Origin of the sequence: Herbaspirillum sp. AP02, from assembly GCF_015767275.1 — a bacterium.
Classification (GTDB): domain Bacteria; phylum Pseudomonadota; class Gammaproteobacteria; order Burkholderiales; family Burkholderiaceae_D; genus Herbaspirillum.
The window spans coordinates 104019-130731 of sequence record NZ_JADWMY010000005.1; the positions used below are offsets into that span (position 1 = coordinate 104019).

Here is a 26713-nt window from a genome sequence, read left to right on the forward strand (position 1 = left end):
AAATTGACATTTGTAGGACAAGACCGCTAAAGCGTGTTGCTATAATTCCGACTTTCGTTTTTCTGCTGGGCGCCAGGACGCCGCCTCAGAAGCTCATCAGCAGGAAGATTCACACCGTGCGCATGAAGATGTTACGCGGGCGCAACACGGCGGGGGGACAGGAAACGCCGCATTGCAGCCGTACCCGCCATCCGCCACGGAAACGTCAGATTTTAACGTATTCGTATTGCATGTTCCCACAAGATAAACTCAAGCACCTCTCGTCCCTGTGCTTCACCGCGTTGCGATCCTGCCACCACAAAGTCGCCGCCTCCTCGCCCAAGACCCGCATCGTCGGCGCCAGCGCCCTGTTTCTGGCGGCCTTCACCATCGGCGCCGCCGGCTTCGCGCCAGCCGAGCCCGACCTGAAGGATGCCCCGGTCAATCCGATTTCCAAGGAACTGGCCTTGCCTGACCTGCAACAGCAGATCAGTGCACTGGAAGAGCGGTCGCAGTATTACGTCAATGAAGAGAAGGTACGCAGCGGCGACACCCTGGCGACCCTGCTCAACCGCCTGGGCGTGGATGACGACGAGGCCACGGCCTTCATCAAGTCCGATACCCTGGCGCGCACGGTGATGCAGTTGCGCGCCGGCAAGCGCGTCGTGGCCCAGACCGACGACAACGGCGAGCTGGTCAAGCTGTCGGCCACCCTCGACGACGGCAGCGACACCCCGAAGAACCTGGTCATCTCGCGCCAGGATGGCAAGCTGACCGCCCAGGCCCAGCCGGCCGTGCTGGAGCGGCGCGTGGAAATGCGCGCCGGCACCATCTTCTCCTCGCTGTTCGCGGCTACCGATGCAGCCCAGATCCCGGACGCCATCGCCATGCAACTGGTGGACATGTTCGCCACCAACATCAACTTCGCTTCCGACCTGCGCCGCGGCGACCGCTTCAACGTGGTCTACGAGACCTATTACCAGAACGGTGACCTGGTGCGCACCGGTCGCGTGCTGGCCGGTGAATTCGACAATGCCGGCAACCGTTACCAGGCCGTGTGGTTCAGCGACCCGGCCAGCAAGATCGGCGGTGGCGGCTATTACGCCTTCGACGGCAAGTCGCTGAAGAAAGCCTTCCTGAAGTCGCCGCTGGCCTTCACCCGTATCTCTTCCGGCTTCTCGATGCGCCTGCACCCCATCCTGGGCCAGTGGAAGCAGCATACCGGTGTAGACTTCGCGGCACCGACCGGCACCCCCATCCATGCGGCAGCCGATGGCGTGGTCGACTTCGTGGGCCAGCAGAACGGCTATGGCAACATCGTCGTCATCAAGCACTGGAGCGGCTACTCCACCGCCTACGGCCACATGAGCCGCTTCGCGCCCAACATCAAGAAGGGCATGAAGGTCAGCCAGAACGACGTGATCGGTTTCGTCGGCATGACCGGCTGGGCGACCGGCCCGCACCTGCACTACGAGTTCCGCGTCAACAACCAGCCGCGCAATCCGCTGTCGGTGGAAGTGCCCAATGTGCAGGCACTGACCGGTCCGCAGATGCAGCGCTTCCGCACCGTCGCTGCCGAGATGCAGCACCGCATGGCGATGCTGCGCGTACCGGGTGCGCCGGACGTGAAACTGGCATCCATCAAGTAATTCCCGCCGGCATCGTTCCTGCCGGCATGAGCTACGAAGGGCGGTCGCTGTAGAATCAGCGACCGCCCCTTTCTTTTTCTGCGTCCCTGCCATGCGTTCTTCTTCGTCTTCTTCCCGCGCTTCGTCGCTCTATATCGGCCTCATGTCCGGCACCAGTCTCGATGGCGTCGATGGCGTGCTGGCCGACTTCGACGGCCAGGCCGTCTCGGCCACGCTGGCAGCGGCCTACGTCCCTTTCCCCGACCACTTGCGTGCCGATCTGATGGCGCTGCAGGCGACCGGTCCCAACGAAATCGAACGCGAAGCCATGGCCGCCAATGCGCTGGCGGTGCACTACGCCGATTGTGTGGCGCAGCTGCTGCTGCAGTCTGGCAAATCGGCGGCCGACCTGCGCATGGTGGGGGTGCACGGACAGACCATCCGGCATCGCCCGGAACTGGGTTTCACGCGCCAGACCAACAACCCGGCGCTGCTGGCCGAGTTGACCGGCATCGATGTGGTGGCCGACTTCCGTAGCCGCGACGTGGCCGCCGGCGGCCAGGGCGCACCGCTGGTACCGGCCTTCCACCGGGCCATCTTCGGCGATGCGTCGCAATCGCGGGTGGTGGTCAATATCGGTGGCATCGCCAATGTCAGCATCCTGCCGGCCGGTGAAGAAGGGGCCTATGGCTTCGATACCGGCCCCGGCAATGCACTCATGGATGGCTGGATACAGCTGCACCTGCAGCGCAGCTACGACGCCCACGGCGACTGGGGCGCCCGTGGTCAGGTACACGCCGGCCTGCTGGCGCAACTGCGTGACGAAGCCTTCTTCCGCGCCGCGCCGCCCAAGAGCTCGGGACGCGACCTGTTCCACCTGGACTGGCTGCAGGCGGCCCTGCAGCGCACCGGGCAAGCCATCCCGGCGCCCGACGTGCAAGCCACGCTGACCATGCTCACCGCCAGCACGATTGCCGACGCCATCGTGGCGCACGCGCCTGATGCAGGCCAGGTCTACGTCTGCGGTGGGGGAGCTGAAAATGCCCTGTTGATGCGCCTGCTGCGCCAGCAATTGCAGGGGCGCGCCGACGTGCAATCGACGGCCGTGCTGGGGGTGGCGCCGCAACGGGTGGAGGCGCTGGCCTTCGCCTGGCTGGCGCGACGCTTCGACCTGCGTCTGCCGGGCAACCTGCCGGCGGTGACCGGTGCGCGGGGCCTGCGCGTGCTGGGCGCCCTGTATCCTGCCTGACCGCTGCTCGCCTGCCTACAAGAAAAAGGCCGTCCTGCATGACGCCGGACGGCCTGAACTTTTGCGCCGAGAGACCGGAATCACCCGACCACCCGGCGCCCTCAAGAAACTATCCTACTGAAGCTCGTGCTGGTGCTGTGCTTCTCATCACCACATCAAACTCAAACGATTCAACTGATCAGTAGCGCGAGATGCGACCGTTATCCAGGCGCACGCGGTCACCCACGCGGAAGTCGGTATTGTCTTCCTGCGCGAAGGTCTGCAAGGAGCCATCGCTCATGCGCACGCGGATGTTGTAGACCTGATGGCCGGCCGAATTGTTACGCTGGACCTGATTACCCGCATAGGCACCACCGGCTGCACCGGCCACGGTCGCCAGCACACGACCGGTGCCGCCACCGACTGCATTACCGAGCAGGCCACCGGCCACGCCGCCGACCACAGCGCCGGCAACGCCGTTGCTTTCCTTGTGGGTGACCTCGATGGCCTCGACCACGCCGGTACCGGAATAGGAGGCAACGCGATCATAGTTCTGCGACTGCGGGGCCGCGCCATAGGGTTGCTGGGGGCTGGCGCAACCGATAAGCAGGCCGGCGAAGCTGGCGCTGACAATGGCCAGCGAAATGTAATGGTGGCGGGTGGACATGGGGCTCTCCTGATCTGGCGATAGACGATGGATGCAGTGTGCCGCCCCGCCGGCGCGCACGGCATCGGAGAAGCCCGGGAAACGGTGTCAGAGAAATGAGGACGTCGCCGTCAGCAGACAGGCGTCAACGGATAGGACTCAGTTGAGCCAGCCGCGCCGACGGAAGTACCAGAACGGCGCAATGGCCGAGCCGATCATCATCAGGATCGCCAGCGGATAGCCGATGGGCCAGTCCAGTTCCGGCATGAGCTTGAAGTTCATGCCGTAGATGCTGGCGATCAGGGTCGGTGGCAGGAAGGCCACCGACGCCACCGAGAAGATCTTGATGATCTTGTTCTGGTTGATGTTGATGAAGCCGACGGTGGCATCCATCAGGAAGTTGATCTTGTCGAACAGGAAGGCGGTGTGGCCGTCCAGCGATTCGATATCGCGCAGGATCTGGCGGGCGTCCTCGAACTGCTCCGAACTCAGGAGCCGGCCGCGCATCAGGAAGCTGACCGCACGGCGTGTATCCATCATGTTGCGGCGGATGCGCCCGTTCAAGTCTTCCTCGTGGGCGATGGTGTTCAGTACATCGGCGGCGTCCTGGTCGGACAAGCTCTTCTTGAGCACGCTGGTACTCACCGCCTCCAGCTTCTGGTAGATGCCTTCCAGGGCATCGGCAGAATATTCGGCATCAGTCTCGTAGAGGTCCAGCAGGACGTCGCGATAGTCGCCGATGGAGCCGGGTCGCGAACGGGCGCGCATGCGCACCAGGCGAAATACCGGCAGGTCTTCGGCATGCACCGAGAACAGGATGTTGCGGGCCAGGATGAAGGCCACCGTCATGGTCGAAGAGGAATCGTCATCCCCTTCGAACAGGAAGTCGGTGCGCAGGTGCAGGTCGCCATTTTCGGCTTCGAAGTAACGGGCAGAGGCTTCGATGTCGCTGAACTCGTCCTCGTCCGGCAGGGTCACGCCATAGATGCTCTTGACCCAGGCGCGCTCCTCGTCGTTCGGCTCGGTCAGGTCCACCCAGACCGGCGCCGCCTGTTCCAGGTCGGTACGGCTGTCGATGTTGACCTGGCTCAGTCGTCCGTTTTGCAACACGAATACATTGATCATGGGCTCTCGCTGGATGGAACGCGGGTGGGAGTGCGGCGACCCGCTGCCGCCGGTGCAGGCCGGCGCGACTTCAGGCGCGAAACGTGCGCAAGTGTACGTTCAACCCCGGCGCCAGGCAAGCACGACACGGGGCCTGTTGTCAGGCCCGTGCTGGCAGCCTGACGTCACACGCCGGTCATGTGCACACGGCAGGGAGATGACTCACTTGTGGGTAGGCGGCAGCGTGGCAGCGTTCATACGGCGCAGGATCAGCCCGGTGCGGGCCGCGAGATAGCCCGAGCCCCGATTGCGGTCATAGTAGCGCGGGCGCGGCAGCATCACCGCCAGGCGCGCTGCCTGCTCCGGCCCCAGGCCGGCGGCCGTGGTGCGGTAATAGTGCTGGGCGGCGGCCTCGGCGCCGAACACGCCATTGCCCCACTCCACCACGTTGAGATAGATCTCGAAGATGCGCTGCTTGTCGAGCAGGAATTCCAGCATGTAGGTGATGATGAATTCCTGGCCCTTGCGCAGGTAGCTGCGCTCGCCGGAGAGGAACAGGTTCTTGGCCAGTTGCTGGGTGATGGTGGAGCCGCCGGCGACCACCTTGCCCTTCTTCTCGTTCTTTTCGTAGGCCTTTTGCAGGGCGTCCCAGTCGATGCCGTCATGCTCGGAGAAATTGGAATCCTCGGAGGCGATGATGGCGCGCTTGAGATTGTTGGAAATGCGCGCATACGGCGTCCAGCGGAATTGCAGCTGTGCGTTGGGGTCCTTCTCGCGCAGCAATGACAATTGCTGACGCATGAAGCTGGTGGACTCGGGGTTGTGATCCTTCCACCACCAGATCTGGACAAAGAAATACGCCTGCAACAGCAGCACCAGTGCGATGGGCAGGACGATGATCCAGAAGAGCAGCTTGCGTAGCGATTTCATGTGCCGGTTCTTGTTCTGTGGTTCTCGGGTGTCACGATGTGCAGATTGTCACGCGCGCCGGCCGGGCCGACCCTGGGCGCACGCCGTCATTGCGCCAGCTGCGCGCGCAGGCTGGCGAACACCTCGGCGGTGGACGGGCGTACGCCTCGCCACAGGTGGAAGGCTTCCGCGGCCTGCTCCACCAGCATGCCCAGGCCATCGCGCACGCAGGCGCCGTGCTGCTGGGCGCTCTGCAGGAAGACCGTGGGCTGGCGACCATACATCATGTCGTAGGCCAGGGTGTCGCTGCCATAGACCGACACTGGCAGCGGCGGCAGGTCGTCGGTGAGGCTGGCCGAGGTGGCATTGACGATGACATCGAATACCCCGCCCAGTTCGGCGTAGGCGGCGCTCCTGACCGGGCCGCGGGCGGCGAACTGCGCGGCCAGCTCGGCCGCCTTGGACTGGGTGCGGTTGACGATCACCAGTTCGGCCGGCCTTTGCTGCAGCAGCGGCAACAAGGCCCCGCGCGAAGCACCACCCGCCCCCAGCAGGAGCACGCGGCGTCCTTCCAGTGCCTGGCCGGCATTGACCACGATGTCGGTCACCAGGCCGGCGCCATCGGTGTTGTCGCCCAGGATACGGCCGTCTTCAAACTTGAGGGTGTTGACCGCGCCGGCCAGGCGGGCGCGCTCGGTCAACTGCTCGGCCAGGGCGTGCGCTTCCAGCTTGAAGGGAACGGTGACATTGGCACCGCGTCCGCCACGCCGCTGGAATACCTGCACCGCCGCCTTGAACCCATGCAATGGCACCAGCAGGCGATCGTAGTGCAGCTGCTGGCCGGTCTGGGCCGCAAACTGCGCATGGATTTCGGGCGATTTGCTGTGGGCAATCGGATTGCCGATGACGACGTATTCATCCATGGTGGTCCGCCTCTTCCCTTGTTTTCTGTTCTAGTCCAGTGGTCCGCCGCTGTCCCTCAGCCGGCCCCCAGTTCAGCCTGCAAACCCTGGTCCCGCGTGAAGCGGAAGCGGGTGATGATTTCCCACACATCGTCCTTGCCGCTGGTGCGCATGTTGTCGGGGAAGCGGCCGAACGGCGCCGAGCGGCGCACGATGGCCACCGCCGCCTGATCCAGCGCGGCGTTGCCGGAACTGGACCGGACCACCACGCCACCATCGCGTTCGTAGATGGTGCCATCCTGGAAGACGGGGATGACGATCAGCAGTTCGCCATAGAGCTTCTTGCCATCACGGGTCGGGAAGTTCAGGGTGCCGACCTTTTCTATCTTGTCCTGCAGCGTCTTGTAGTACTGGGCGTATCCGACTTCACGGGTACTTGGAGTGATCTGGGTCTTCCTGGGACGCTTGTTGTATTGCTCGATGTTCTTTGCGACTTCGGCTTCCATACGCGCCATGGCCTTGGCCGTCTCGGTCATGTCGTGCGCGCTGGGCTGCGGCGCCTCGACCGGCTTGACCTGGTCGGCACTGGTCACGTGCTGCTGTGCCGCCTGCAGCTGCGCCAGCATCTTGCGCTGCTGCTGTTCCAGCTCGACCACCTTGCGTTGCGCGGCCTTGACGCTGTCGCCGCTCTCGACCCGCTGCATGTCCGGCAGGGGTGACTTGGCGCGGCCGTCCTCGGCATTGCCGCCGCCATCGAGGTTGGCCTGGGCCAGCGCCTGGGCGTTGACCGGTTTCTTGTCGTGCTTGGCGTTGACCAGGATGACTTCCAGTTCCGGGTCGGACGGCTTGAAGCGGAAGGCATCAGGCGCGGCGAAGTGCACGGCCAGCAGCAGGCCATGCACCAGCAGCGAGATGCCGAGCGCCGTGCTGAGCAGGCGATGTTGAGCAAACAGGTTCACGACAGGCAGGCAAAAGCGACGATATCGACAGCGGCAATTCTACGCCAGCACTGCCTCATTGCGCCGCTGCGGCGGGCGGGTTTTCGCCATCGGCCGCTGCTTCCGTTTCAGCGGCAGCGTCGGGTTCCCCCTCCCCGGCCTCGGTCGCTTCCTCGCTGGCGGCATCCTCCTCGCTACCCAGCGCAGCCATGCCCTCCAGCAACTCCTCGTCGTCTTCGCCCAGATCGGTGGCCAGGGCCTGGGCCGCTGCGGCCGGCACTTCCAGCAGGCGCGCTTCGACGCTGAGATCGACCTCGTCCCAGCGCAGCAGGTCGAGCTTGACCTGCAGGCCGCGCGCCAGTTGCGGCAGGCCGGGCATGCGCAACACCAGCGGGATATCGACCAGGCGCAGGATTTCATCCTTCAGCACCACCGCTTCCACGGTGCGGGCGTTTTCCTGCGCCAGCCAGCGCAGGCACCAGTAGCGCTCCATGGTGGACTGGAAGTCAGCATAGCCGGAATAGGCCGCGTCGAAACCGGAGACGATGGCGAACAGGTCGGCATCGCGCGGCTTGAAGGGCGCCACCAGCGGCGCGGTCACGCCATGCTCGACGCAGGCCAGGATCTGCCACTGGTTGACCAGGTCGGTATAGCGACGCAGGGGCGAGGTGCTCCATGCGTACTGGTCCACGCCCAGGCCCTGGTGGGGGGCGGCATGGGTGACCATGCGCACCTGCATCTTGGCGGCCCAGCCACCGGCACCGCCGCCCTGGGCGCGATAGATGCCTGGCACGCCGTGGTCGGCCATGAGCTTGCCCCAGGTGCTGTTGGCGAAGATCATCAGCTCGGCCACGATCTTGTCCAGCGGCGCGCCGCGACGACGGCGGACGATGCTGACCACGTCGTTCTCGACGTAGAAGTTGAAGTCCACGCGGTTGTTCTGTTCCGGACGCAGGCCGAAAGCCTCGCGCTTGGCCATGCGCCCCTGCTCCAGCAGCTGCACCCATTGCCAGAGCAGCGCGATCTCGTCCTTGTGCGGATAGTCGCCGCGGTTCTCGGCCAGGGCTTCCTCGGTGACCAGGTCGTCGAGATCGTTGTGACGCAGGTTGGCGGCGATCGGCACCAGTTCGGCGCGGGTCTCGGTGGCCAGCACTTCCCAGCTCGACGGGTCCAGCGTGGCGTACAGCGACAGCGCCGGCCGGGCAGCACCGGCGTCCAGGGTATAGGTAGCCACCAGATCGTCGGGCAGCATGGTGATCTTTTCGCCCGGCATGTAGACGGTGGACATGCGCGCGCGCGCCATCGCATCGATGGCGTCGCCGCGCTTGATGGCCAGGCCCGGTGCAGCGATGTGGATGCCCACCCGCAGCTTGCCATCGGCCAGGCGGGTCACCGACAGCGCATCGTCGATTTCGGTGGTGGTGACGTCATCGATGGAAAAGGCCTGCACATCGGCGATGGGCAAGTCGGTAGTCGGCGCGGGGATGTCGATGGCCGGAAAGCCGGTGCCACGCGGGAAGAATTCATGAAGGAAGCGTGCATAGTGCAGGTCCTTGGGCGAGGCCACGCCGCCGGCGGCCAGCATGAGGCGCTGCGGGGTGGTCTGCATTTCCTTGGCGGCGGCGTCCAGGGCCTTGTACTCGATGCCGTTCTTGTCCGGCTTGAAGAGCAATTGCAGGGCGATCGGACGGAACGCCTCCGGCAGCCTGTGGGCCTTGAGTTCTTCCACATAGGCGGCCTGTGCCAGCAGTTGCTGCTTCTTCTTTTCCAGGCCGGCCAGGGCGGCCTGCAGCGAGGCTTGCGGAGCCGCCTTGTAGCGTCCGCGGCCCTTCTTGTAGAAATAGATCGGGGCGTGATGCAGGCACAGCAGCAGGCCTGCAGCTTCCGGCGGCAGGGGCGCGTGGCCAAAGTATTCGGCGGCCAGGTCGGTGAAGCCGAACTCTTCCTCGCCGGCCACTTCCCACAGGAAGTCCAGGTCGACCTCGGCGGCGATGGCCTGCGCCTGCTCCAGCAATTCCTGCGGCGCGGGCGAGGCGAACTGCAGCAGCGCGTCGCGCGACTTGACCTTGGTACGCTTGCCGGAGGCCATCTCGACCTGGTAGGACTCGCCCTGCTGGGTCATGATGGAGCCGGCCTTGAAGTCGCCGGATTCTTCGAACAGTAAATTCATCTGCTTCTATCGCTTCTCAATCTGGTACATGGGCCGGCACCGGACGCATCAGCGCCTCCAGTGCCGGCAGGAAAACATCGGTGACCATCAATATCCCGCCGCGCCGCATGAACAAGGAGCGGCGGGCCAGGAGGCTGGTTGGCAATGCGGTATCCGGCAGGGCCTGCGCGATGCGGCACATCAGCGGGTGGCCGGACCTCAGGCGAGCATACTGGATGGGGCTGCGCCCCACCAGCGGATCAAAGAACAGGTTGGCGCCCAGCGGCGTATTGCCCAGCTTGCTGAAGAAAGGCCAGTCGGACTTCACCGAACCGGTGGACAAGACGGTGTGGCCAAACACCACCGGCCGGCCGTCGCCATGCAGGATCACGTCGCGCTCGACCACCCGGCTGCGCGCCGGCACGCCCAGGGCATCATGTTCATCGGCCAGGATCGCGGCGGGACGCTGGCGCAACAGGCGCACGCTGAAGGCATCGGTACGGGCCTTCAGTTTCAGGGTCATGGAACCGGGGTCGGCCAGCCAGGCGCGCACGCAGCGCATGCGCTGGCCCTCGGCGGCCAGCAGCGTTGCCAGTGCCTGCGGGTGCGCCATCCAGCGCGCCTTGCGCGGGACACATCGCATCAACGCAGCACCTTGCCGGCGGGATCGACGCCGCAAAAGGCCAGCACCTCGTCCAGGTAATCCTCGAATTCAGCCATGCCGTGGTCACTGCCTTGGATCACGATCTGGCGCGCGCCCGGATAATGGGCCACCATCTCGCGCCAGTCCAGCACTTCATCTCCGGTGGCCGCCAGCAACAGGTAGCGTTGCGGACGGCTGATGGCCGGGACCACCAGCGAGCGCAGTTCGGCGATGTATTCGTGCTTGAATTCGAAGGGTTCGTCGGAGTGGTACTGGGTGCTCACCCCGACATAGGATTCCAGGTCGCGCGGCGGCTTGACGGCCGGATTGACCAGCACGGCGCGGCAACCGAGGTGTTCGGCCAGCCAGGTGGCATAGAAACCGCCCAGCGAAGACCCGACCACGGTCAGCTGCGCCGGCTCGATACCCGCCACCAGCGAACCCGCCAGGGCGATGGCTGCCGCAGGCGAAGCCGGCAGTTGCGGGCAGAGGTAGTCGCCCTGCAAGCCCAGCTCGGCCATGCGCTGCCCCATCACCCGCGCCTTGAAGGATTGCGGCGAAGAACGGAAACCGTGCAGGTACAGGATCATGCCAGCGCGTCCAGCAGCTTCTGGTGTACGCCGCCGAAACCGCCGTTGCTCATCACCAGCACATGGTCGCCCGGCCGGGCGGCGGCCTTGACGGCCTGCACCAGGGCATCAAGCTCGTCGAAGGCGGCCGCCTTCTGGCCCAGCGGCGCCAGCGCCTCGGCCAGGTCCCAGCCCAGCGCGTCGCGTCCGGCGCGGGCGCCGAAGCCGAAGACCAGGTCGGCCTCGGCCAGGCTGCCGGGCAGGGCTTCCTTCATGGTGCCCAGCTTCATGGTGTTGGAACGGGGCTCCAGCACGGCCAGGATGCGGGCATTGCCGACCTTCTTGCGCAGGCCGGCCACGGTGGTGGCGATGGCGGTCGGATGGTGGGCAAAATCGTCATAGACGGCCACGCCATTGGCGCTGCCGCGCAGTTCCATGCGCCGCTTGACGCTCTGGAAAGCCCCCAGCGCCTCGATGGCCTGGGCTGCAGGCACACCCACGTGGCGGGCGGCGGCGATGGCGGCCAGGGCATTCATGCGGTTATGCTCGCCGGTCAGTTCCCAGACCACGGTGCCTTGCAGCTGGCCCTCGAAGAAGACATCGAAGCGCCCGTCCTCGTGGGTCTGCAGGGACCAGCCCGGCTGGCCCTGGGCCACGCCGAAGTCCTCGCGTTCGCTCCAGCAGCCGCGTGCCACCACGCGCTGCAATGCCGGCTCGCGGCCATTGACGATGAGCCGGCCGATGCCCGGCACGGTGCGCACCAGATGATGGAATTGGGTCTCGATGGCGGCCAGATCGGGGAAGATGTCGGCGTGATCGTATTCCAGGTTGTTCAGGATCGCGGTGCGGGTACGGTAATGGACGAACTTGCTGCGCTTGTCGAAGAAGGCGGTGTCGTATTCATCGGCTTCGATGACGAAGAAGGGCGAAGGTCCACCCTTGTCACCCTGGCCATCGCTCCCCAGGCGCGCCGAGATCCCGAAGTTCATCGGCACCCCGCCGATCAGGAAGCCCGGCTGGTAACCCGCATGCTCCAGCACCCAGGCCAGCATGGCCGAGGTGGTGGTCTTGCCGTGGGTACCGGCCACCGACAGGACCCATTTATCCTGCAGGATGTTCTCACCCATCCATTGCGGGCCGGAGACATAGGGCAGGCCGCGATTGAGGATCTCTTCCATCAGGGGGTTGCCGCGCGAGACCACGTTGCCGATGACGAACAGGTCCGGTTGCAATTCGACCTGGGACGGCTCGAAACCCTGGATCAGGGTGATGCCCTGGGCTTCCAGCTGGGTGCTCATCGGCGGGTAGACATTGGCATCGCAGCCGGTCACGGTATGGCCGGCCTGCTTGGCCAGCACGGCCAGACCGCCCATGAAGGTGCCGCAGATGCCGAGAATATGTATGTGCATAGCGAATCTTGGGGTGTAATCCCGAGATTTTACCTGAGCCGGCCCATCCTCCCTATCCCCGCAGGCCAGCCAGCGCTGCCGTGCTCATGGGCTGCCCCCATTACCGGTGCCGGGTGGCGACGTCGGCAAGCCGGAGGAGGACCGGTTGCCGCGGTCCGTGGAACAGTTGTCCGGCCCGCGAAGGATGACCAGGCGCCTGAGCACCTGCTCGGCATGCCGGGCCGTGCTGTCGAGCCTGTTGATGAGCAACTTGAGATGTTGCCATTCCTCGGGCTGGAGGGGTTGGTCCAGACCATTCCTGACCGTGCTGACCCGCACGACGAGGGCGGCGACCTTCCAGGCAGCATCGTGGTAGACGGTGGCCAGCTCGTGACGGATCTGGTCCAGTTCGGCCTTGCCGGGCTTAGCCATGCCGCACCTCAGAACGTTTCCCACACGTCATCGGCTGCGCCATGGCCGGCTGCCGCACCGGCACTGCCCGCCCCCACCGCACTGCCTGCGCGGGCGGGGCCAGGCCGGGGTCGCCCAAGACGAACGGCACGTGGCAGTAATGGCGCGGACTCATCGATGACTTCGGGGCTTGCCGCCTGTGAGCGAGGGCCAGCCGGCAGACGGAACACGCCGACCAGTTCGGACAGCTGTCTGGTCTGATGGGACAGCGACTGCGAGGCCGAGGCGGCCTCTTCCACCAGTGCGGCATTCTGCTGGGTGACCTCGTCCATCTGGGTGATCGCCTGGTTGACCTGCTCGATGCCCTGGGTCTGTTCATTGCTGGCGGCGGAAATTTCGGCCATCACGTCGGTAACGCGCTGCACGCTGGATACCACCTCGGAAATCGTCACCCCGGCCTGCTGGACCAGTCCGCTGCCCAGGCCGACCTGCTCCACCGAATTGTCGATGAGACTCTTGATCTCCTTGGCTGCGGTGGCCGAACGCTGCGCCAGCGAACGCACCTCGGTGGCGACTACTGCGAAACCGCGCCCCTGTTCCCCGGCGCGCGCGGCCTCCACGGCCGCGTTGAGCGCCAGGATGTTGGTCTGGAAGGCGATACCGTCGATGACGCTGATGATGTCCACGATCTTCTTGGACGAAGTATCGATGCGTCCCATGGTCTGGATCACTTGGCGCACCACGTTACCACCCTCTTCGGCAATGGTAGAAGCGCTCAGGGCAAGCTGGTTGGCCTGCCGAGCATTCTCGGCATTCTGTCGTACGGTCGAGGTCAGCTCTTCCATGGCCGAGGCCGTCTCCTCCAGGGAACTGGCCTGCTCTTCGGTACGACTCGACAGGTCCAGGTTACCGCTGGAAATCTGGCTGGAGGCCGTGGCAATGGTGTCGGTGCCGCTCCTGACCTGGCTGACGATGCGTCGCAGGCTGGTATTCATGGACACCAGCGCCTCGGTCAGTTGTCCGGTCTCGTCCCGGGATTGCGCTGCTATCTCGGCCGTCAGGTCACCGGCGGCGATACGGTGGGCGAACTCGCCCGCCGTACGCAATGGCGTGGAGATCACCCGGGCGATGAACAAGGCCAGCGCCAAGCCTGCAAGCAAGGCGCCGGCCAGGATGGCCACCACCCATACCCGCGCCTGCTGGTAGGTGGCCTCCGCGATCCGGGTGGACTGCACACTGCCGTCGAGGTTGACCTGGGCCAGCTTGTCGATTTCATCGAGCAGGCTCAGATAGTTCTGGAATGCCTCGCCCAGCAGCACGCGCTTGGCCTGATCTGCCCTGCCCGCCTCGATGTCGGCGACGGTCTGGCCGTGCAAGGCGATGAATTTCTCGATGCGCTCATTGACGCTGGGGAAAAGCGCCTTTTCCCCCGGCTCGGAGATCTGGGCGGCGTAGGTCTTGCGCGCAAGAGCCAGCGTTTCCAGATTCTTGTTCATGATGGAGACGATGGCTTTGCGTTGCGCCGCATCGTCGTCGTAGAGCGCCATCTGGGCCTCGTTGGCGCGTAGCCGGGAAAGTGCCACCTTCAGGTCATTGAGCGAGCGAATACTGGGCAACCAGTTGCTGGCCAGCTCGCCCGTTGCCTGATTGACCTGGTTGATCTGGAGCACGGCAAAGCCCCCTAGCGCGCCCGTCAACACTAGCAGGCAGGCGAATGCCAGCAATAGTTTGGTGGCAATTCTCCGGTTGTAGAACCAATTCATGACTTTCCCTTGTCGTCGGATATGCAAAAAATGGCGCCGGTCCGGCTACCGCAGCCGGACCGGCACGCATGCTGCACCCCGAACTTAACCGCATCCTCGCGGCGGTTCCCATTCCCGAAAAAATTCCTGCGCATTTTTTCGGAGCGCTTCGTTTCCGTGGAGAGGACGCCCGGACCTTGAGGGAAAATTACAAGAAAGACTTGAAGTTTCGTTAAACATTTTCTGACCCGAATCGACATGCTGCCCCCTTGGAAACGCCATGGAAGCAACAGAAAATGCCACTGAGCGCTTTTCTGATCGAAAGCCGTATCAAAAAGCAAGCCCCCATTCCCCTCCCGGGTTCAAGAACCGAGGTCACACTCTCCAGCCCGGAAACCAACGAAGCATGGCTGCAGGAGACAAGCGCGAAGGTGGAGCTGCCGGAGGGGCATCACGGCCCCCTGCACTATGAAAGTGAATATTTCCTGCTACCCAAGGGAGGGGCATATCGCTCCTCAAGTCCTTCCGGATGGGTCCTGCACAACCCGCCCGAAGTTGACGGTTACAGCCTGTACATCCCGCGCAGCGGCACACTGTCCTGGCAAAACGGCGCCGACGTCATCGACTGTCACGGTGGCAGTGGCATCCTCCTCGACCTGGCGCAGGCCCAGATGCAGCAGATCGCCTGTTCCAGCCAGTCGTCGGGGCAGGGCTTCTTCTTTTCGCGGCATGGTCTGACGCTGAAACTGTCCATGCTGCTCGATGCCCCGGTACACCGGCAACTGCACTTCCACTCCCCGCTGGTGCAGGCGCCGCACCTGCTGGCGCCACTGACATCGCTCATCGACATCGTCGCCCAGGGGCTGGTGGGAGCGGCGCCGCTCAAGCATGCGCCGCTGGCCATGGCCAACCTGCTGCAGGCGGCAAGCTACCTGATCCTGCACAACCTGCCGCACAATCACTCGGACGCCCTGGCACGCCACCCTGCCGCACCCGCGCCGCGCCAGATCAAGCGGGCGGTTGAGTTCATCATGGCCAGGCTGTCGGCGCCCATCACGCTCGTTGACATTGCCCAGCATGCCGCCATCAGCGTGCGCTCACTGCAGTCGGGCTTTCGCAAATACCGGCAAATGACTCCGATGGAATACCTGCGGACCCAACGCCTGGCACGGGTGCGGGAAGACCTGCTGGATCCGGCCATTCCGCCTGAAATCCCGCACATCGCGCTGAGCTGGGGCTTTACCCATCTCTATCTGTTCATGCGCTATTACAAGAAACAGTTCGGCGAAAGTCCGCAGGCGACGCTGGGCAGGCGCAAGGTGAAATGACGGGATGCATGATGGCAGGCGGGCACGGCCTCGCCCGGCTGCGGGTATCATGTGGCCATGTCTGAATTCGAATTCACCTCCCCCACCGAGCAACTGCGCGCCGAGATTGCCGCTGCCGCTGCCCGCATGATTGCCGAGGATGGCGCCGACTATGGCAGCGCCAAGCGCAAGGCCGCCCGTCAGATCCTGGGCAACCAGAAAGTTAGGGGCGAAATTATGCCCGATAACCAGCAGATCGAAGAAGAAGTGCGCATCTACAATGAACTCTTCTTTGCCGACACGCAGCCAGCGCGGCTCTTGCACCTGCGCCGGGTGGCACTGCAGTTGATGCAGGACCTGCAACACTTCAACCCTTATATTACGGGCGCTGTCTGGAATGGCACGGCAGGGGAACATTCCGACATCCATCTGCAGCTGTTTTCGCCCAGCGCCAAGGATGTGGAAATCTTTCTGCTCAACAAGAATGTGAACTTCGAGGTCGGCGAGACGACGCACTTCCGCAGCGGGCAGACGGTGGAAACCCTGAGTTTCCTGCTCCCCCAGCGCGGTGCCGATCCGGAATTGGCGCATCTGGCGCTCTATGAAGAAGACGATCTGCGCGGCAGCCTGCGCACCGCCCCCGGAAAACGCGCCGAACGGGGCGACGCCGCCGCCCTGGCACAACTGATCGAGACCACTTCCAAAGAAGACGCGTGATGAAGAAACTGAAAAATGTGATCCTGTTGGCGCTCGTTGCCGTGATTTGCGTGGGTGTCGGCGTCTACGCCAGCCATCGTGCCCACCCTGCCGACTCACCCGAGACCCTGGCGCTGAACCAGCTGCTGTCGCAATCGATGCCGGATGCGGCCGGCCAGGTCCAGTCGCTGGCGCAGTACAAGGGCCGGCCGCTGGTAGTCAACTTCTGGGCGACCTGGTGCGGCCCTTGCGTGGAGGAAATGCCGGAGCTGACGGCCTTGCAGCAGGAAATCGCACCGGTACAAATTCTGGGAATTGGCGTCGATAGTCAGGAAAATATCGCCAAGTTTGCGCAAAAGTACCAAATCCGCTATCCTCTCTTCGTTGCCGGAACCGGCGCCACCGATTTGCTGCGGCAATTCGGCAATCAGGCAGGCGGTCTCCCGTTCACCGCTCTGGTGGGCAAGGACGGCAAAGTCAAGAAGGTCTATCTGGGTCGCATCAAGTTCGATGAATTGCGTGCCGATCTGTCCAAGCTCTGATTGAGCGCCCTGCCGCGACCGTACCCCGCAACTGCAAATCCGTGAAAAGAAAGTTTTTCTTGCCAAATGATGTCATTTGACGGCAAAATGCGCGCATCGTCGTCAAACGGAGCCTAATCTCCATGGCAAAACAGCTTCTCCTGCTCAATGGCCCGAACCTGAATCTGCTCGGAACCCGGGAGCCGGAAGTCTATGGGTCCACTACGCTGGCCGATATCGAACAGCGCGCGCAAGACCAGGCTCAGGCCGCTGGCGCCACCCTGGTCGCGTTCCAGAGCAACCACGAAGGTGCGCTGATCGACCGCATCCATCAGGCCCGTCACGAAGGGGTGGACGGCATCATCATCAACCCGGGCGGACTGACCCATACCAGCGTGGCGCTGCGCGATGCGCTGGCCGGAGTGGCGATTCCCTTCATCGAGGTGCATATCTCCAATATTCACCAGCGTGAGCAGTTCCGGCATTTTTCCTACCTGTCCGGCATTGCCCGGGCAGTCCTGTGCGGCTTTGGCGTCGACGGCTATCGCATGGCCGTCGACCATTGGCTGCGTCAATCCTGACGGCGGGCATGCCCCGTCCCGAACGGATCGTTTTACGTACTGCAAGACCCAGACTGAACCTGCCGGCCGCGACAGAGCGCTGGCGCTTCTCTAATACTACTTATCTACATTCCGAGGGATTCAAATGGATTTACGAAAACTCAAGACGCTGATCGACCTGGTTGCTGAATCAGCCATCGAAGAGCTGGAAGTCACCGAAGGTGAAAGCAAGGTCAGGATCGTCAAGTCGTCCCCGAATGCCCAGAATCAGGTGATGATGGTGCCGCAGCAGCAGGCCTATGCCCCGGCCGCGCCCATGGCAGCCGCTCCCGTGGCCGCGGCTCCCGCCGCACCGGCTGCTGCCGCCGTGCCGGAAGGCCATATCGTCAAGTCGCCCATGGTCGGTACCTTCTACCGCTCCTCGGCACCGGGCGCTCCGGCCTTCGTGGAAGTGGGCAAGGAAGTCAAGGAAGGCGACACCCTGTGCATCATCGAAGCCATGAAGCTGCTCAACGAGATCGACGCCGACAAGGGTGGCGTGGTCAAGCAGATCCTGGTGGAAAACGGCCAGGCGGTCGAGTTCGGCCAGCCGCTGTTCGTGCTGGGCTGATCGCATTCAGTCCCTGGCCTGGTCGGCAGGGTCGGTGGTCCATATGGATACGACCCTCCCCCGGAACCTATAACGCTTGAACTGGCGACGTCCCATTCCTGTTATGTTTGAAAAAATCCTCATCGCCAACCGTGGCGAAATTGCCCTGCGCATCCAGCGCGCCTGCCGCGAATTGGGCATCAAGACCGTGGTCGTGCACTCTGAGGCCGACCGCGAAGCCAAGTACGTAAAGCTGGCCGATGAGTCGGTCTGCATCGGCCCGGCCCCGTCCGCGCTGTCCTACCTGAACATGCCGGCCATCATCAGCGCCGCCGAAGTGACCGACGCCCAGGCGATCCACCCGGGTTACGGCTTCCTGTCGGAAAACGCCGATTTCGCCGAGCGGGTGGAACAGTCCGGCTTCGTCTTCATCGGTCCGCGCGCGGAAAACATCCGCATGATGGGTGACAAGGTCTCGGCCAAGCAGGCCATGATCCGCGCCGGCGTGCCCTGCGTGCCCGGTTCGGAAGGCGCGCTGCCGGACAACCCCAAGGAAATCGTCCAGATCGCCCGCAAGATCGGCTATCCGGTCATCATCAAGGCGGCCGGCGGCGGCGGCGGTCGCGGCATGCGCGTGGTGCATACCGAAGCGGCGCTGATCAATGCCGTGACCATGACCAAGACCGAAGCCGGTGCCGCCTTCGGCAATCCGGAAGTCTATATGGAGAAGTATCTGGAAAATCCGCGTCACGTGGAAATCCAGATCCTGGCCGACGAGCACAAGCAAGCCATCTGGCTGGGCGAGCGCGACTGCTCCATGCAGCGCCGCCACCAGAAGGTGATCGAGGAAGCGCCGGCACCGGGCATCTCGCGCAAGATCATCGAGAAGATCGGCGAACGCTGCGCCGAAGCCTGCCGCAAGATGAACTACCGTGGTGCCGGCACCTTCGAATTCCTGTACGAAAACGAAGAGTTCTACTTCATCGAGATGAACACCCGCGTGCAGGTTGAACACCCGGTCACCGAGATGATCACCGGCGTGGACATCGTGCAGGAACAGATCCGCATCGCCGCCGGCGAAAAGCTGCGTTACCGCCAGCGCGACATCGAGTTGAAGGGTCACGCCATCGAGTGCCGCATCAACGCCGAGGACCCGTTCAAGTTCATCCCTTCGCCGGGCCGCATCACTTCCTGGCACGTACCGGGTGGTCCTGGCATCCGCGTCGATTCGCATGCCTACTCCGGCTATTTCGTGCCGCCCAACTATGATTCCATGGTCGGCAAGGTGATCGCCTATGGCGCTACCCGTGAACAGGCCATCCGCCGCATGCAGATCGCGCTGTCGGAAATGGTGGTGGAAGGCATTTCGACCAATATCCCGCTGCACCGCGAGCTGATGGTCGATGCCCGTTTCTTCGAAGGCGGAACCAATATCCATTATCTGGAACATAAGTTGTCGGAACGTCCGACGGCGCCGGAAGCGGACAAGTCGCTGAAGAAGTAAGCGTTTTCCAATCGTAGCAATCCGCAATAACACGCAATAAAGCGCAACAGCAAAGGCAGACAAGCATGGCTTGGGTAGAAATCGTCATCGAAGTGGCGCGGGAAGAGGCGGAGGCACTGTCCGACGCCCTGATGGACTCTGGCGCCCTGTCGGTGTCGGTGGAAGATGCGGACGAAGGGACGGACGCCGAGCGTCCGCTCTTCGGCGAGCCCGGCATGGAGCCGGAGGAAGCCGCCTGGGACCGCAGCCGTGTGGTGGCACTGGCCGGCAAGGATGCCGACCACGCCGCCATCGTGACCGATGCCGCCAAGGCCATCGGCCTGGACTATGCCCTGCCCTTTGCTACGCGTAACGTGGAAGAGCAGGACTGGGTGCGCCTGACGCAATCCCAGTTCGAACCCATCCACATCGGCCAGCGCATCTGGGTGGTGCCGAGCTGGCATGAAGCGCCGACCGATCCCGATGCCCTGGTGCTGGAGCTGGACCCCGGGCTGGCCTTCGGCACCGGCAGCCACCCGACCACCCGGCTGTGCATGGAATGGCTGGAAGGCCATGCTACCGATGCCCGCACCCTGCTGGACTATGGTTGCGGCTCGGGCATCTTGGCACTGGTCGCGGCCAAGATCGGTGTCCCCCAGGTGATCGGGGTGGACATCGACCCGCAGGCGCTGGAAGCAGCCCACCACAATACCGAACGCAATCGCTGCAGCGCCACCTACTATCTGCCAGAACCCTTCGCCCAGGCCTACCCGGAAGGTGAAAAGTTTGACATCGTGGTCGCCAATATCCTGGCCGGCCCGCTGCAACTGATGGCCCCCATGCTGGCCGGCCGCGTCCGCGCCGGTGGTGCCCTGGTACTGTCGGGTGTGCTGGACCGCCAGGCCACGGAAGTCATCGCTGCCTATGCGCCCTACATCACGCTCTCGGTGTGGGCCGAGCATGAAGGCTGGGTGGCGCTGGCAGGCCGTCTGCCGGAGTAATCCATGGCGTTGGCGACCCAGTGTCCGCACTGCCTGACCATCTTCAGGGTCGCCAGCGATCAGCTCAAGCTGCGCAACGGACTGGTGCGCTGTGGCAGTTGCCGCGAGGTCTTCAACGGCAATGAGTTTCTGGTCGAACCCAGTATCGCCGACGGTCATTACCAGCCGGCGCCGGGTAGCAAAGCCCAGGCTGGCACGCTTGACATGGCCATCGCGCCACAGCGCAGTAACGCTGGCGCCCGCCGCGATCCCCTGCCCGATGTGCACTCGCCGCTCATCGCCGTACCCGCAACTCCACCTGCCCCAGAAGCGCCCCTACCGGGTCCTGCCATTGCCGCCGACACTGCCCCTGCGGCAGTCCCGCCTGCAGCGACCATTCCACTGATCGCCGAACCGAAGGTATTTCGTTCGCCCGCCAGCCCCGGCTATATCCCTGATCTCGGCGCGCCACTGAAGCCGGCGCAGTCTGTGGATAACGACAAGTCGCATCAGACCGAAACCGTTGACGATGATGACCGCGACAGTGGCGCCCTGCTGCGCCGTTCGTCGGACGAGCCGGAAGACCTGGCGGCGCCTCCGGAGGTCGCAGCCGTCTTCCGGATCGAGAGCGCAGCGTCACCCGGCTCGACGGACGTCCCACCCGAGCTTGAGCCGACCCTCGAGGAGGGTGACGACCGCCCCTCGCACGATGAACAGGAAGCGGCCGAGGAGCCCGGTTTCGTCAAGCGCGCCGAGCGCAAGGCACGCGTAGGCCATGCGACGAAGATGCTGATGATGGTGCTGGCCGGCGTAATGGTACCGGTGCTGCTGCTGCAATCGCTTTATTACTGGCGCAATCCGCTGGCCGCCTCGGTACCGGTGCTGCGCCCGATGCTCAATGGCATGTGCGTTGCCTTCCATTGCACGGTCGGGTTGCCGACCGAGATCGACCGGCTGTCACTGGAATCCAATGAACTGCAGGTGGTGCCGCCCAACCAGAACGTCTACGGCCTGACGGTCGTGATGCGCAATCGCGGCACCAGCGCGCAGGCCTGGCCGCATATCGAACTTACCCTCAACAACGACGACGAGAAGGCCGTGGTGCGGAAGGTCTTCCGTCCACGCGACTATCTCTCCGATGCCAGCCTGATCGACAACGGCCTGGCGGCCGACACCGAGCGCCAGATCAAGCTCAACTTCGAGCTCAAGGACGCGCTGGTCTCGGGTTATCGCATCTACCTGTTCTATCCCTGAACCACTCCCGTCTTCAGGGCGCCCTTGCGCCGTGAGGGCTGCCTGCGTGCCACTTTTCTTCTACAATGCGGCATCATTCACTTTTTCCGGCGGCCATCTCCATGAGCTCACTGATCTGCGGTTCCCTCGCTTACGACAACATCATGCAATACGAGGGCCGCTTCGCCGAAGCGCTGCTGGCCGACCAGTTGCACAAGGTCAACGTATCCTTTCTGGTCCCGACCATGCGCCGCGAGTTCGGCGGTTGCGCCGGCAACATCGCCTACAACCTGAAGCTGCTGGGCGGTGAGCCGATCGTGATGGCCACCGTCGGCCTGGACAGCGCGCCCTACATGGAACGCTTGGCCGCGCTGGACATCTCCACCGGCTGCGTGCGCCAGATCGATGATTCCTTCACCGCGCAATGCTTCATCACCACCGATGCCGACAGCAACCAGATCACTGCCTTCCACCCAGGCGCGATGACCTGGTCGCACGAGAACAAGGTGGCCGATGCCGGCCCGGTCAAGTTCGCCATCGTGGCGCCGGACGGCCGCGACGGCATGCTGCAGCATGCACAACAGGCGGCAGAACTCAGCATCCCGCTGATCTTCGATCCGGGCCAGGGCATGCCCATGTTCGATGGCAACGACCTGAAGAACTTCATCGACCTGGCCACCTATGTCGCCGTGAACGACTACGAAGCCGAACTGCTGACGGCCCGCACCGGACTGTCGCTGACGCAGATCGCCGAACGGACCAAGGCCCTGGTGGTCACCCGTGGCGAACTGGGCGCGGAAATCTTCGTGGGCGGCCAGAAGTTCGACATCCCCTGCGTACCGGCCGACCGCATCGCCGACCCCACCGGCTGTGGTGACGCCTTCCGCGCTGGCATGCTGTATGGCCTGACCGAAGGCTACGACTGGGAGACCACCGGTCGCCTGGCCAGCCTGATGGGCTCGATCAAGATCGCGTCACAGGGTCCGCAGAACCACGCGCCGTCGCGTGCGGAGATCGAAGAGCGCTTCCACAAGGCTTTCGGTTACCGTTTCGCTTGATACCGGAACCGGTGTTCCCTCTGCGCGGGCCATCCGCAAGACATACCAGGAGATCGATCATGCCAGACCATTCATCCACGCTGCGCCCGGCAGGTCTTTCCCTGCGCGGCCTGATCGCCGGCGGTGTGCTGCTGGGAGCGGCGCTGGCGTCCCCACTGGCGCTGGCGGCACTCAAAGCCGGCGACAAGGCGCCCGAATTTTCGGCACCGGCCTCACTGGGTGGACAGGTCTCGACCTTCTCGCTGTCGGCGGCGCTCAAGAAGGGACCGGTGGTGCTGTACTTCTACCCGGCCGCCTTCACCTCCGGCTGCACCATCGAAGCCCACCTGTTCGCTGAAGCGGTCGACCGCTACAAGGCGCTGGGGGCGACTGTGATCGGCGTGTCCGGTGACGATATCGAGACACTCAACAAGTTCTCCGTCAGCGAATGCCGCAGCAAGTTTGCCGTGGCGGCCGACGTCGACAAGAAGATCATGAAGGCCTACGATGCGCAGTTCATGAAGGTGACCGGTTATGCCAGCCGCACTTCCTACGTGATCACGCCCGACCATGCCATCCTCTACGAATACACCGACATGAATCCGGAAAAGCATGTGGAAAACACGATGCAGGCACTGGAACAATGGACGGCCCGACAGAAACGTTGAACAGGGCGATGAGGAGAGCTGCCCGCTCTTCGCTACCTCAGTGCAGCGATACCACGCAAAAGAGCCGGACTAGTCCGGCTCTTTTTTTCGTCGGTGCAATACCAAAGAGGGAGGTTCAGACCGCTCCGAACAACAGGCCACTCACCACCCGCACGGCGATCTGCAGCAGGATCAGCAGCACCAGCGGCGACAGGTCCACGCCACCCAGCGGCGGGATGATACGGCGCAGCGGACGCAGCAGCGGCTCATTGAGGGCACGTACGAAAGGCGCCAGTGGCGCATAGGGATTGACCCAGCTGAAGATGGCTTCGATGATCAGGGTGGCCATGAAGCCATAGCAGATCCATTCGAAGAAACGCTCCAGCGCGATGAGCAGGATGAGCTTGAAATCGAAATTGGTCTGCAGTCCCAGGATGGCGATGATGGACAGCAGCACGATGATGAAGGCACCCAGCAGCGACGCCCAGTCATAGGTACCGCCTGGCAGCACCCGGCGCAGGGGACGCACCAGCCAGTCCGAGAGCTGGTAGACGAACTGGCCGACCGATTGCGGCGGACGCACGCGCACCACCTGCATCCAGAAACGCAGCAGCATGACACCGGCCAGGATGCTGGCGACGGCATTGACGATCATCGTGAAAATACTATGCAGCACAGGGTTCTCCATCAGTGAGAGGCAGGGCACATACTAGAGTGCATGGGACGTCGGTGCAATCATCACGCCATGCGCGAGCCAGAGGCAGGCATGCACGATTCTTCATATATTGTGCCATCCCCGGAGATTGCCAGAGCCTTGCGGCCTGCAATGCGGGTATAAAAAAACCGCTGCATGGCGACGTGCCATACAGCGGCTTTTCGTCTGAGGGACTCAGACGGGACGCGCGCCGATCTTACGGACGGCCAGCGCCGGTCGGGAACGGCCATGCTGCGGCCGGATTCAGCACGGTCTTGGCGGCCGGTGCTGCAGCGGCCGGCTTGGCGGCTGCCTTCTTCGGAGCGGCTGCCTTCTTGGCAGCTGCCTTCGGTGCTGCTGCCTTCGGTGCTGCTGCCTTCGGAGCTGCAACCTTCTTGGCAGCTGCCTTCGGAGCGGCGACCTTCTTGACTGCTGCCTTCGGAGCGGCAACCTTCTTGGCGGCTACCTTCGGAGCTGCAACCTTCTTGGCGGCTGCCTTCGGAGCTGCGACCTTCTTGGCGGCTGCCTTCGGAGCTGCAACCTTCTTGGCGGCTGCCTTCGGAGCTGCGACCTTCTTGGCGGCTGCCTTCGGAGCTGCGACCTTCTTGGCGGCTGCCTTCGGAGCTGCAACCTTCTTGGCGGCTGCCTTCGGAGCTGCAACCTTCTTGGCGGCTGCCTTCGGAGCGGCGACCTTCTTGACGGCTGCCTTCGGAGCTGCGACCTTCTTGGCGGCTGCCTTCGGAGCTGCAACCTTCTTGGCCGCTGCCTTCGGAGCTGCAACCTTCTTGGCGGCTGCCTTCGGAGCTGCAACCTTCTTGGCGGCTGCCTTCGGAGCGGCTGCCTTCTTGGCTGCTGCCGGCTTGGCGGCGGCCTTCGCTACGGTCTTCTTGGCAGTAGCCGCGACGACCTTCTTGGTGGTTTCCTTAGCGGCTGCTGCCTTCTTTGCCGCCGGCTTCTTGGCCGCGGGCTTCTTTGCTGCTGTTGCCATTTTGTTTCTCCTTCTTCACGTGAATGGAAAAAATCAAGCTTGATATAAGCAACCCGCAAGCGACATCGCGATGACGCGGGCGGGCTATTCATCGGCACAAGCAGCCTGTCGCTTGCGCTAATGAATTCGGCACCAGCTGAACTGCTGCATCCCCTCACCTATGCAGCGCTTCAGCTATCTTGGCGACGCCCCTCCGGTAGTGCCCGCGCAATGGCGCAGGATGAAATCGACTACGGGAGCAGGCGCGACACCAAAAAAAACGCCAGCGTGTTCAAACGCTAGCGTCGGAATCGCGTTCCTGAAAAACTTCGGCGTTTTTCAAAGGAAAAGCCGCCTGACCCGACAAGATGGGGTTAAGCGGCGATAACAGAGAAGAATGGTTCGGTCTCTGACGGTTCATTAATTTGGCGTATGCCTTTCAGTTTCAGTGACCGGGCATCTTGCAAGCTACCCGATCACCGTTGTGCATCCTGTCTCGCGGAAGAGTACTTCGAGACTGCACGTCATTCCCAACTCAGCGCGCCCCCGGTTTGGTATTCGATGACTCGGGTCTCGAAGAAGTTGCGCTCCTTCTTCAGGTCGATCATCTCGCTCATCCAGGGGAACGGATTTTCTTCTTGTGCGAACAGCGGGTCCAATCCGATTTGCTGTGCGCGGCGGTTTGCGATGAATCGCAGGTAGCCCTTGAACATCGGCGCGTTCAACCCTAGCACGCCTCGCGGCATTGTATCCTCTGCGTAACGATATTCCAACTCCACCGCGCGTAAAAACAACGATTTGATCTCGTCGCGGAACTCCGGAGTCCACAGGTGCGGGTTCTCCATCTTCACGGTGTTGATCAGATCGATGCCGAAGTTGCAGTGCATCGATTCATCACGCAGGATGTACTGGTACTGCTCGGCTGCGCCCATCATCTTGTTCTGGCGACCCAGCGCCAGGATCTGCGTGAAGCCGACGTAGAAGAACAGACCTTCCATGATGCAGGCGAAGACGATCAGCGAGCGCAGCAGCTTCTGGTCATTCTCCATCGTGCCGGTCTTGAACTCGGGATCAGTCAGCGTATCGATGAAAGGGATCAGGAATTCGTCCTTGTCACGGATCGACGCGACCTCGTGATAGGCGTTGAAGATCTCGGCTTCATCCAGGCCCAGCGACTCCACGATGTACTGGTAGGCGTGGGTGTGGATGGCTTCCTCGAAGGCCTGGCGCAGCAGGTACTGGCGGCATTCGGGGGCGGTGATGTGGCGATAGGTGCCCAGCACGATGTTGTTGGCGGCCAGCGAGTCGGCGGTGACGAAGAAGCCCAGGTTGCGCTTGACCAGGCGACGCTCGTCCTCGGTCAGGCCATTCGGATTCTTCCACAGCTCGATGTCGCGCTGCATGTTGATCTCTTGCGGCATCCAGTGGTTGGCGCAGCCGGCCAGGTACTTGTCCCAGGCCCACTTGTACTTGAAGGGCACCAGCTGGTTGACGTCGGTGTGACCGTTGATGATGCGCTTGTCGGCGGCGTTGACGCGGCGGGTGGTATCGACCGCATCGCCACTGCCAGCCACCAGCGCCGGGTTCAGCGCGGCGTTGGACTGCTGCACATTGCCGAAGGCAGGTTGCAACTGCGGCTGCGCCATGTTCGGAGTGCGCGGTGCCTGTGTCGGCTTGGCTTCTTCATCCCAAGAAAGCATCGGTGGTTCCTCTTTTACTTTGTCGGTAGCCGCCACCAGGTCGGTGACCTGGGCATGGCGGAG

At 63.3% G+C, this 26713-nt stretch carries 26 protein-coding genes; 12 read left to right on the plus strand and 14 right to left on the minus strand.

All coding sequences use genetic code 11. From position 1 onward, the window contains the following. Positions 1–230: 230 nt before the first annotated feature. Both I5R65_RS12350 and I5R65_RS12355 read left to right on the plus strand, forming a co-directional pair. Complete coding sequence (locus tag I5R65_RS12350; protein WP_180667890.1) at positions 231–1628, plus strand: M23 family metallopeptidase; 1398 nt, start codon at positions 231–233, stop codon at positions 1626–1628. A gap of 91 nt (positions 1629–1719) precedes the next feature. Then, positions 1720–2856, plus strand: coding sequence for an anhydro-N-acetylmuramic acid kinase (locus tag I5R65_RS12355; RefSeq protein ID WP_180667892.1), 1137 nt, complete (start codon positions 1720–1722; stop codon positions 2854–2856). Between the two features lie 178 nt (positions 2857–3034). On the opposite strand, the gene I5R65_RS12360 is transcribed toward I5R65_RS12355, so the two are convergent. The 11 genes from I5R65_RS12360 to I5R65_RS12410 form a co-directional block, all read right to left on the minus strand. Next, positions 3035–3502, minus strand: a complete 468-nt coding sequence (locus I5R65_RS12360) for a glycine zipper 2TM domain-containing protein (protein WP_077235761.1) — start codon at positions 3500–3502, stop codon at positions 3035–3037. A gap of 138 nt (positions 3503–3640) precedes the next feature. Then, positions 3641–4606 carry a magnesium/cobalt transporter CorA gene (corA, locus tag I5R65_RS12365; RefSeq protein ID WP_006463618.1) on the minus strand — a complete coding sequence of 322 codons (966 nt, stop codon included), beginning with the start codon at positions 4604–4606 and terminating at the stop codon, positions 3641–3643. 201 nt (positions 4607–4807) lie between these two features. Further along, complete coding sequence (gene mtgA / locus I5R65_RS12370; RefSeq protein WP_180667893.1) at positions 4808–5515, minus strand: monofunctional biosynthetic peptidoglycan transglycosylase; 708 nt, start codon at positions 5513–5515, stop codon at positions 4808–4810. 86 nt (positions 5516–5601) lie between these two features. Beyond that, positions 5602–6417 carry a shikimate dehydrogenase gene (gene aroE, locus I5R65_RS12375; protein WP_180667895.1) on the minus strand — a complete coding sequence of 272 codons (816 nt, stop codon included), beginning with the start codon at positions 6415–6417 and terminating at the stop codon, positions 5602–5604. Between the two features lie 56 nt (positions 6418–6473). Beyond that, a complete protein-coding gene (locus tag I5R65_RS12380; protein WP_180667896.1) occupies positions 6474–7355 on the minus strand; it encodes a TonB C-terminal domain-containing protein in 882 nt (293 codons plus the stop codon). A gap of 55 nt (positions 7356–7410) precedes the next feature. Further along, positions 7411–9504, minus strand: coding sequence for a ribonuclease catalytic domain-containing protein (locus I5R65_RS12385; RefSeq protein WP_180667898.1), 2094 nt, complete (start codon positions 9502–9504; stop codon positions 7411–7413). Between the two features lie 16 nt (positions 9505–9520). After that, positions 9521–10096 carry a chorismate lyase gene (locus I5R65_RS12390; protein ID WP_231395164.1) on the minus strand — a complete coding sequence of 192 codons (576 nt, stop codon included), beginning with the start codon at positions 10094–10096 and terminating at the stop codon, positions 9521–9523. A gap of 29 nt (positions 10097–10125) precedes the next feature. Beyond that, entirely contained in the window at positions 10126–10716 is a 591-nt protein-coding gene (locus I5R65_RS12395) for a YqiA/YcfP family alpha/beta fold hydrolase (RefSeq protein ID WP_180667902.1), read from the minus strand. Beyond that, positions 10713–12104, minus strand: coding sequence for a UDP-N-acetylmuramate:L-alanyl-gamma-D-glutamyl-meso-diaminopimelate ligase (gene mpl, locus I5R65_RS12400; RefSeq protein WP_180667903.1), 1392 nt, complete (start codon positions 12102–12104; stop codon positions 10713–10715). The genes I5R65_RS12395 and mpl overlap by 4 nt, the downstream gene beginning before the upstream one ends. Positions 12105–12188: 84 nt before the next feature. Beyond that, positions 12189–12515, minus strand: coding sequence for a hypothetical protein (locus I5R65_RS12405; RefSeq protein WP_180667904.1), 327 nt, complete (start codon positions 12513–12515; stop codon positions 12189–12191). 8 nt (positions 12516–12523) lie between these two features. Next, the gene (locus I5R65_RS12410; RefSeq protein ID WP_231395165.1) at positions 12524–14257 is read right to left on the minus strand and encodes a methyl-accepting chemotaxis protein; all 1734 of its coding nucleotides are present in this window, start codon (positions 14255–14257) and stop codon (positions 12524–12526) included. A gap of 275 nt (positions 14258–14532) precedes the next feature. Between I5R65_RS12410 and I5R65_RS12415 the strand changes: the two genes are divergently transcribed. The 10 genes from I5R65_RS12415 (at position 14533) to I5R65_RS12460 (ending at position 23310) form a co-directional block, all read left to right on the plus strand. Further along, positions 14533–15564 carry an AraC family transcriptional regulator gene (locus I5R65_RS12415; protein WP_180667906.1) on the plus strand — a complete coding sequence of 344 codons (1032 nt, stop codon included), beginning with the start codon at positions 14533–14535 and terminating at the stop codon, positions 15562–15564. Positions 15565–15621: 57 nt separating this feature from the next. Beyond that, positions 15622–16260, plus strand: coding sequence for a hypothetical protein (locus I5R65_RS12420; protein WP_180667907.1), 639 nt, complete (start codon positions 15622–15624; stop codon positions 16258–16260). Beyond that, entirely contained in the window at positions 16260–16781 is a 522-nt protein-coding gene (locus I5R65_RS12425) for a TlpA disulfide reductase family protein (protein WP_180668138.1), read from the plus strand. Before I5R65_RS12420 ends, I5R65_RS12425 begins: the two co-directional genes overlap by 1 nt. Before the next feature lie 122 nt (positions 16782–16903). Next, positions 16904–17341 (plus strand): type II 3-dehydroquinate dehydratase, encoded by a 438-nt coding sequence (gene aroQ / locus I5R65_RS12430; RefSeq protein ID WP_180667909.1) that lies wholly within the window; start codon positions 16904–16906, stop codon positions 17339–17341. Between the two features lie 124 nt (positions 17342–17465). Next, positions 17466–17930, plus strand: a complete 465-nt coding sequence (gene accB, locus I5R65_RS12435) for an acetyl-CoA carboxylase biotin carboxyl carrier protein (protein WP_180667911.1) — start codon at positions 17466–17468, stop codon at positions 17928–17930. Between the two features lie 103 nt (positions 17931–18033). Next, positions 18034–19413 carry an acetyl-CoA carboxylase biotin carboxylase subunit gene (accC, locus tag I5R65_RS12440; RefSeq protein WP_180667912.1) on the plus strand — a complete coding sequence of 460 codons (1380 nt, stop codon included), beginning with the start codon at positions 18034–18036 and terminating at the stop codon, positions 19411–19413. 65 nt (positions 19414–19478) lie between these two features. Further along, the gene (gene prmA / locus I5R65_RS12445) at positions 19479–20393 is read left to right on the plus strand and encodes a 50S ribosomal protein L11 methyltransferase (protein WP_180667914.1); all 915 of its coding nucleotides are present in this window, start codon (positions 19479–19481) and stop codon (positions 20391–20393) included. A 3-nt stretch (positions 20394–20396) separates the two neighbouring features. Continuing rightward, a complete protein-coding gene (locus I5R65_RS12450; protein ID WP_180667916.1) occupies positions 20397–21626 on the plus strand; it encodes a DUF3426 domain-containing protein in 1230 nt (409 codons plus the stop codon). Positions 21627–21727: 101 nt separating this feature from the next. Continuing rightward, positions 21728–22663 carry a carbohydrate kinase family protein gene (locus tag I5R65_RS12455; protein WP_180667918.1) on the plus strand — a complete coding sequence of 312 codons (936 nt, stop codon included), beginning with the start codon at positions 21728–21730 and terminating at the stop codon, positions 22661–22663. Positions 22664–22722: 59 nt separating this feature from the next. Then, positions 22723–23310 (plus strand): peroxiredoxin, encoded by a 588-nt coding sequence (locus I5R65_RS12460; RefSeq protein ID WP_180667920.1) that lies wholly within the window; start codon positions 22723–22725, stop codon positions 23308–23310. A 115-nt stretch (positions 23311–23425) separates the two neighbouring features. Here the strand turns inward: I5R65_RS12460 and I5R65_RS12465 are convergent, their stop codons facing one another. From I5R65_RS12465 to I5R65_RS12475, 3 genes are all read right to left on the minus strand, one after another. After that, positions 23426–23965, minus strand: coding sequence for a YggT family protein (locus tag I5R65_RS12465; protein ID WP_006463601.1), 540 nt, complete (start codon positions 23963–23965; stop codon positions 23426–23428). A gap of 235 nt (positions 23966–24200) precedes the next feature. Further along, complete coding sequence (locus I5R65_RS12470; protein WP_180667921.1) at positions 24201–24971, minus strand: histone H1-like DNA-binding protein; 771 nt, start codon at positions 24969–24971, stop codon at positions 24201–24203. A 503-nt stretch (positions 24972–25474) separates the two neighbouring features. Continuing rightward, entirely contained in the window at positions 25475–26650 is a 1176-nt protein-coding gene (locus I5R65_RS12475) for a ribonucleotide-diphosphate reductase subunit beta (RefSeq protein ID WP_180667923.1), read from the minus strand. Between the last annotated feature and the right edge of the window lie 63 nt (positions 26651–26713).

Bases quoted from the DNA above. Each gene is read 5' to 3' on its own strand.
- I5R65_RS12350 (WP_180667890.1), top strand. From the start codon at position 231: ATGTTCCCACAAGATAAACTCAAGCACCTCTCGTCCCTGTGCTTCACC.
- I5R65_RS12355 (WP_180667892.1), top strand. From the start codon at position 1,720: ATGCGTTCTTCTTCGTCTTCTTCCCGCGCTTCGTCGCTCTATATCGGC.
- I5R65_RS12360 (WP_077235761.1), bottom strand. From the start codon at position 3,502: ATGTCCACCCGCCACCATTACATTTCGCTGGCCATTGTCAGCGCCAGC.
- corA (WP_006463618.1), bottom strand. From the start codon at position 4,606: ATGATCAATGTATTCGTGTTGCAAAACGGACGACTGAGCCAGGTCAAC.
- mtgA (WP_180667893.1), bottom strand. From the start codon at position 5,515: ATGAAATCGCTACGCAAGCTGCTCTTCTGGATCATCGTCCTGCCCATC.
- aroE (WP_180667895.1), bottom strand. From the start codon at position 6,417: ATGGATGAATACGTCGTCATCGGCAATCCGATTGCCCACAGCAAATCG.
- I5R65_RS12385 (WP_180667898.1), bottom strand. From the start codon at position 9,504: ATGAATTTACTGTTCGAAGAATCCGGCGACTTCAAGGCCGGCTCCATC.
- I5R65_RS12390 (WP_231395164.1), bottom strand. From the start codon at position 10,096: ATGGCGCACCCGCAGGCACTGGCAACGCTGCTGGCCGCCGAGGGCCAG.
- I5R65_RS12395 (WP_180667902.1), bottom strand. From the start codon at position 10,716: ATGATCCTGTACCTGCACGGTTTCCGTTCTTCGCCGCAATCCTTCAAG.
- mpl (WP_180667903.1), bottom strand. From the start codon at position 12,104: ATGCACATACATATTCTCGGCATCTGCGGCACCTTCATGGGCGGTCTG.
- I5R65_RS12405 (WP_180667904.1), bottom strand. From the start codon at position 12,515: ATGGCTAAGCCCGGCAAGGCCGAACTGGACCAGATCCGTCACGAGCTG.
- I5R65_RS12410 (WP_231395165.1), bottom strand. From the start codon at position 14,257: ATGAATTGGTTCTACAACCGGAGAATTGCCACCAAACTATTGCTGGCA.
- I5R65_RS12415 (WP_180667906.1), top strand. From the start codon at position 14,533: ATGCCACTGAGCGCTTTTCTGATCGAAAGCCGTATCAAAAAGCAAGCC.
- I5R65_RS12420 (WP_180667907.1), top strand. From the start codon at position 15,622: ATGTCTGAATTCGAATTCACCTCCCCCACCGAGCAACTGCGCGCCGAG.
- I5R65_RS12425 (WP_180668138.1), top strand. From the start codon at position 16,260: ATGAAGAAACTGAAAAATGTGATCCTGTTGGCGCTCGTTGCCGTGATT.
- aroQ (WP_180667909.1), top strand. From the start codon at position 16,904: ATGGCAAAACAGCTTCTCCTGCTCAATGGCCCGAACCTGAATCTGCTC.
- accB (WP_180667911.1), top strand. From the start codon at position 17,466: ATGGATTTACGAAAACTCAAGACGCTGATCGACCTGGTTGCTGAATCA.
- accC (WP_180667912.1), top strand. From the start codon at position 18,034: ATGTTTGAAAAAATCCTCATCGCCAACCGTGGCGAAATTGCCCTGCGC.
- prmA (WP_180667914.1), top strand. From the start codon at position 19,479: ATGGCTTGGGTAGAAATCGTCATCGAAGTGGCGCGGGAAGAGGCGGAG.
- I5R65_RS12450 (WP_180667916.1), top strand. From the start codon at position 20,397: ATGGCGTTGGCGACCCAGTGTCCGCACTGCCTGACCATCTTCAGGGTC.
- I5R65_RS12455 (WP_180667918.1), top strand. From the start codon at position 21,728: ATGAGCTCACTGATCTGCGGTTCCCTCGCTTACGACAACATCATGCAA.
- I5R65_RS12460 (WP_180667920.1), top strand. From the start codon at position 22,723: ATGCCAGACCATTCATCCACGCTGCGCCCGGCAGGTCTTTCCCTGCGC.
- I5R65_RS12470 (WP_180667921.1), bottom strand. From the start codon at position 24,971: ATGGCAACAGCAGCAAAGAAGCCCGCGGCCAAGAAGCCGGCGGCAAAG.
- I5R65_RS12475 (WP_180667923.1), bottom strand. From the start codon at position 26,650: ATGCTTTCTTGGGATGAAGAAGCCAAGCCGACACAGGCACCGCGCACT.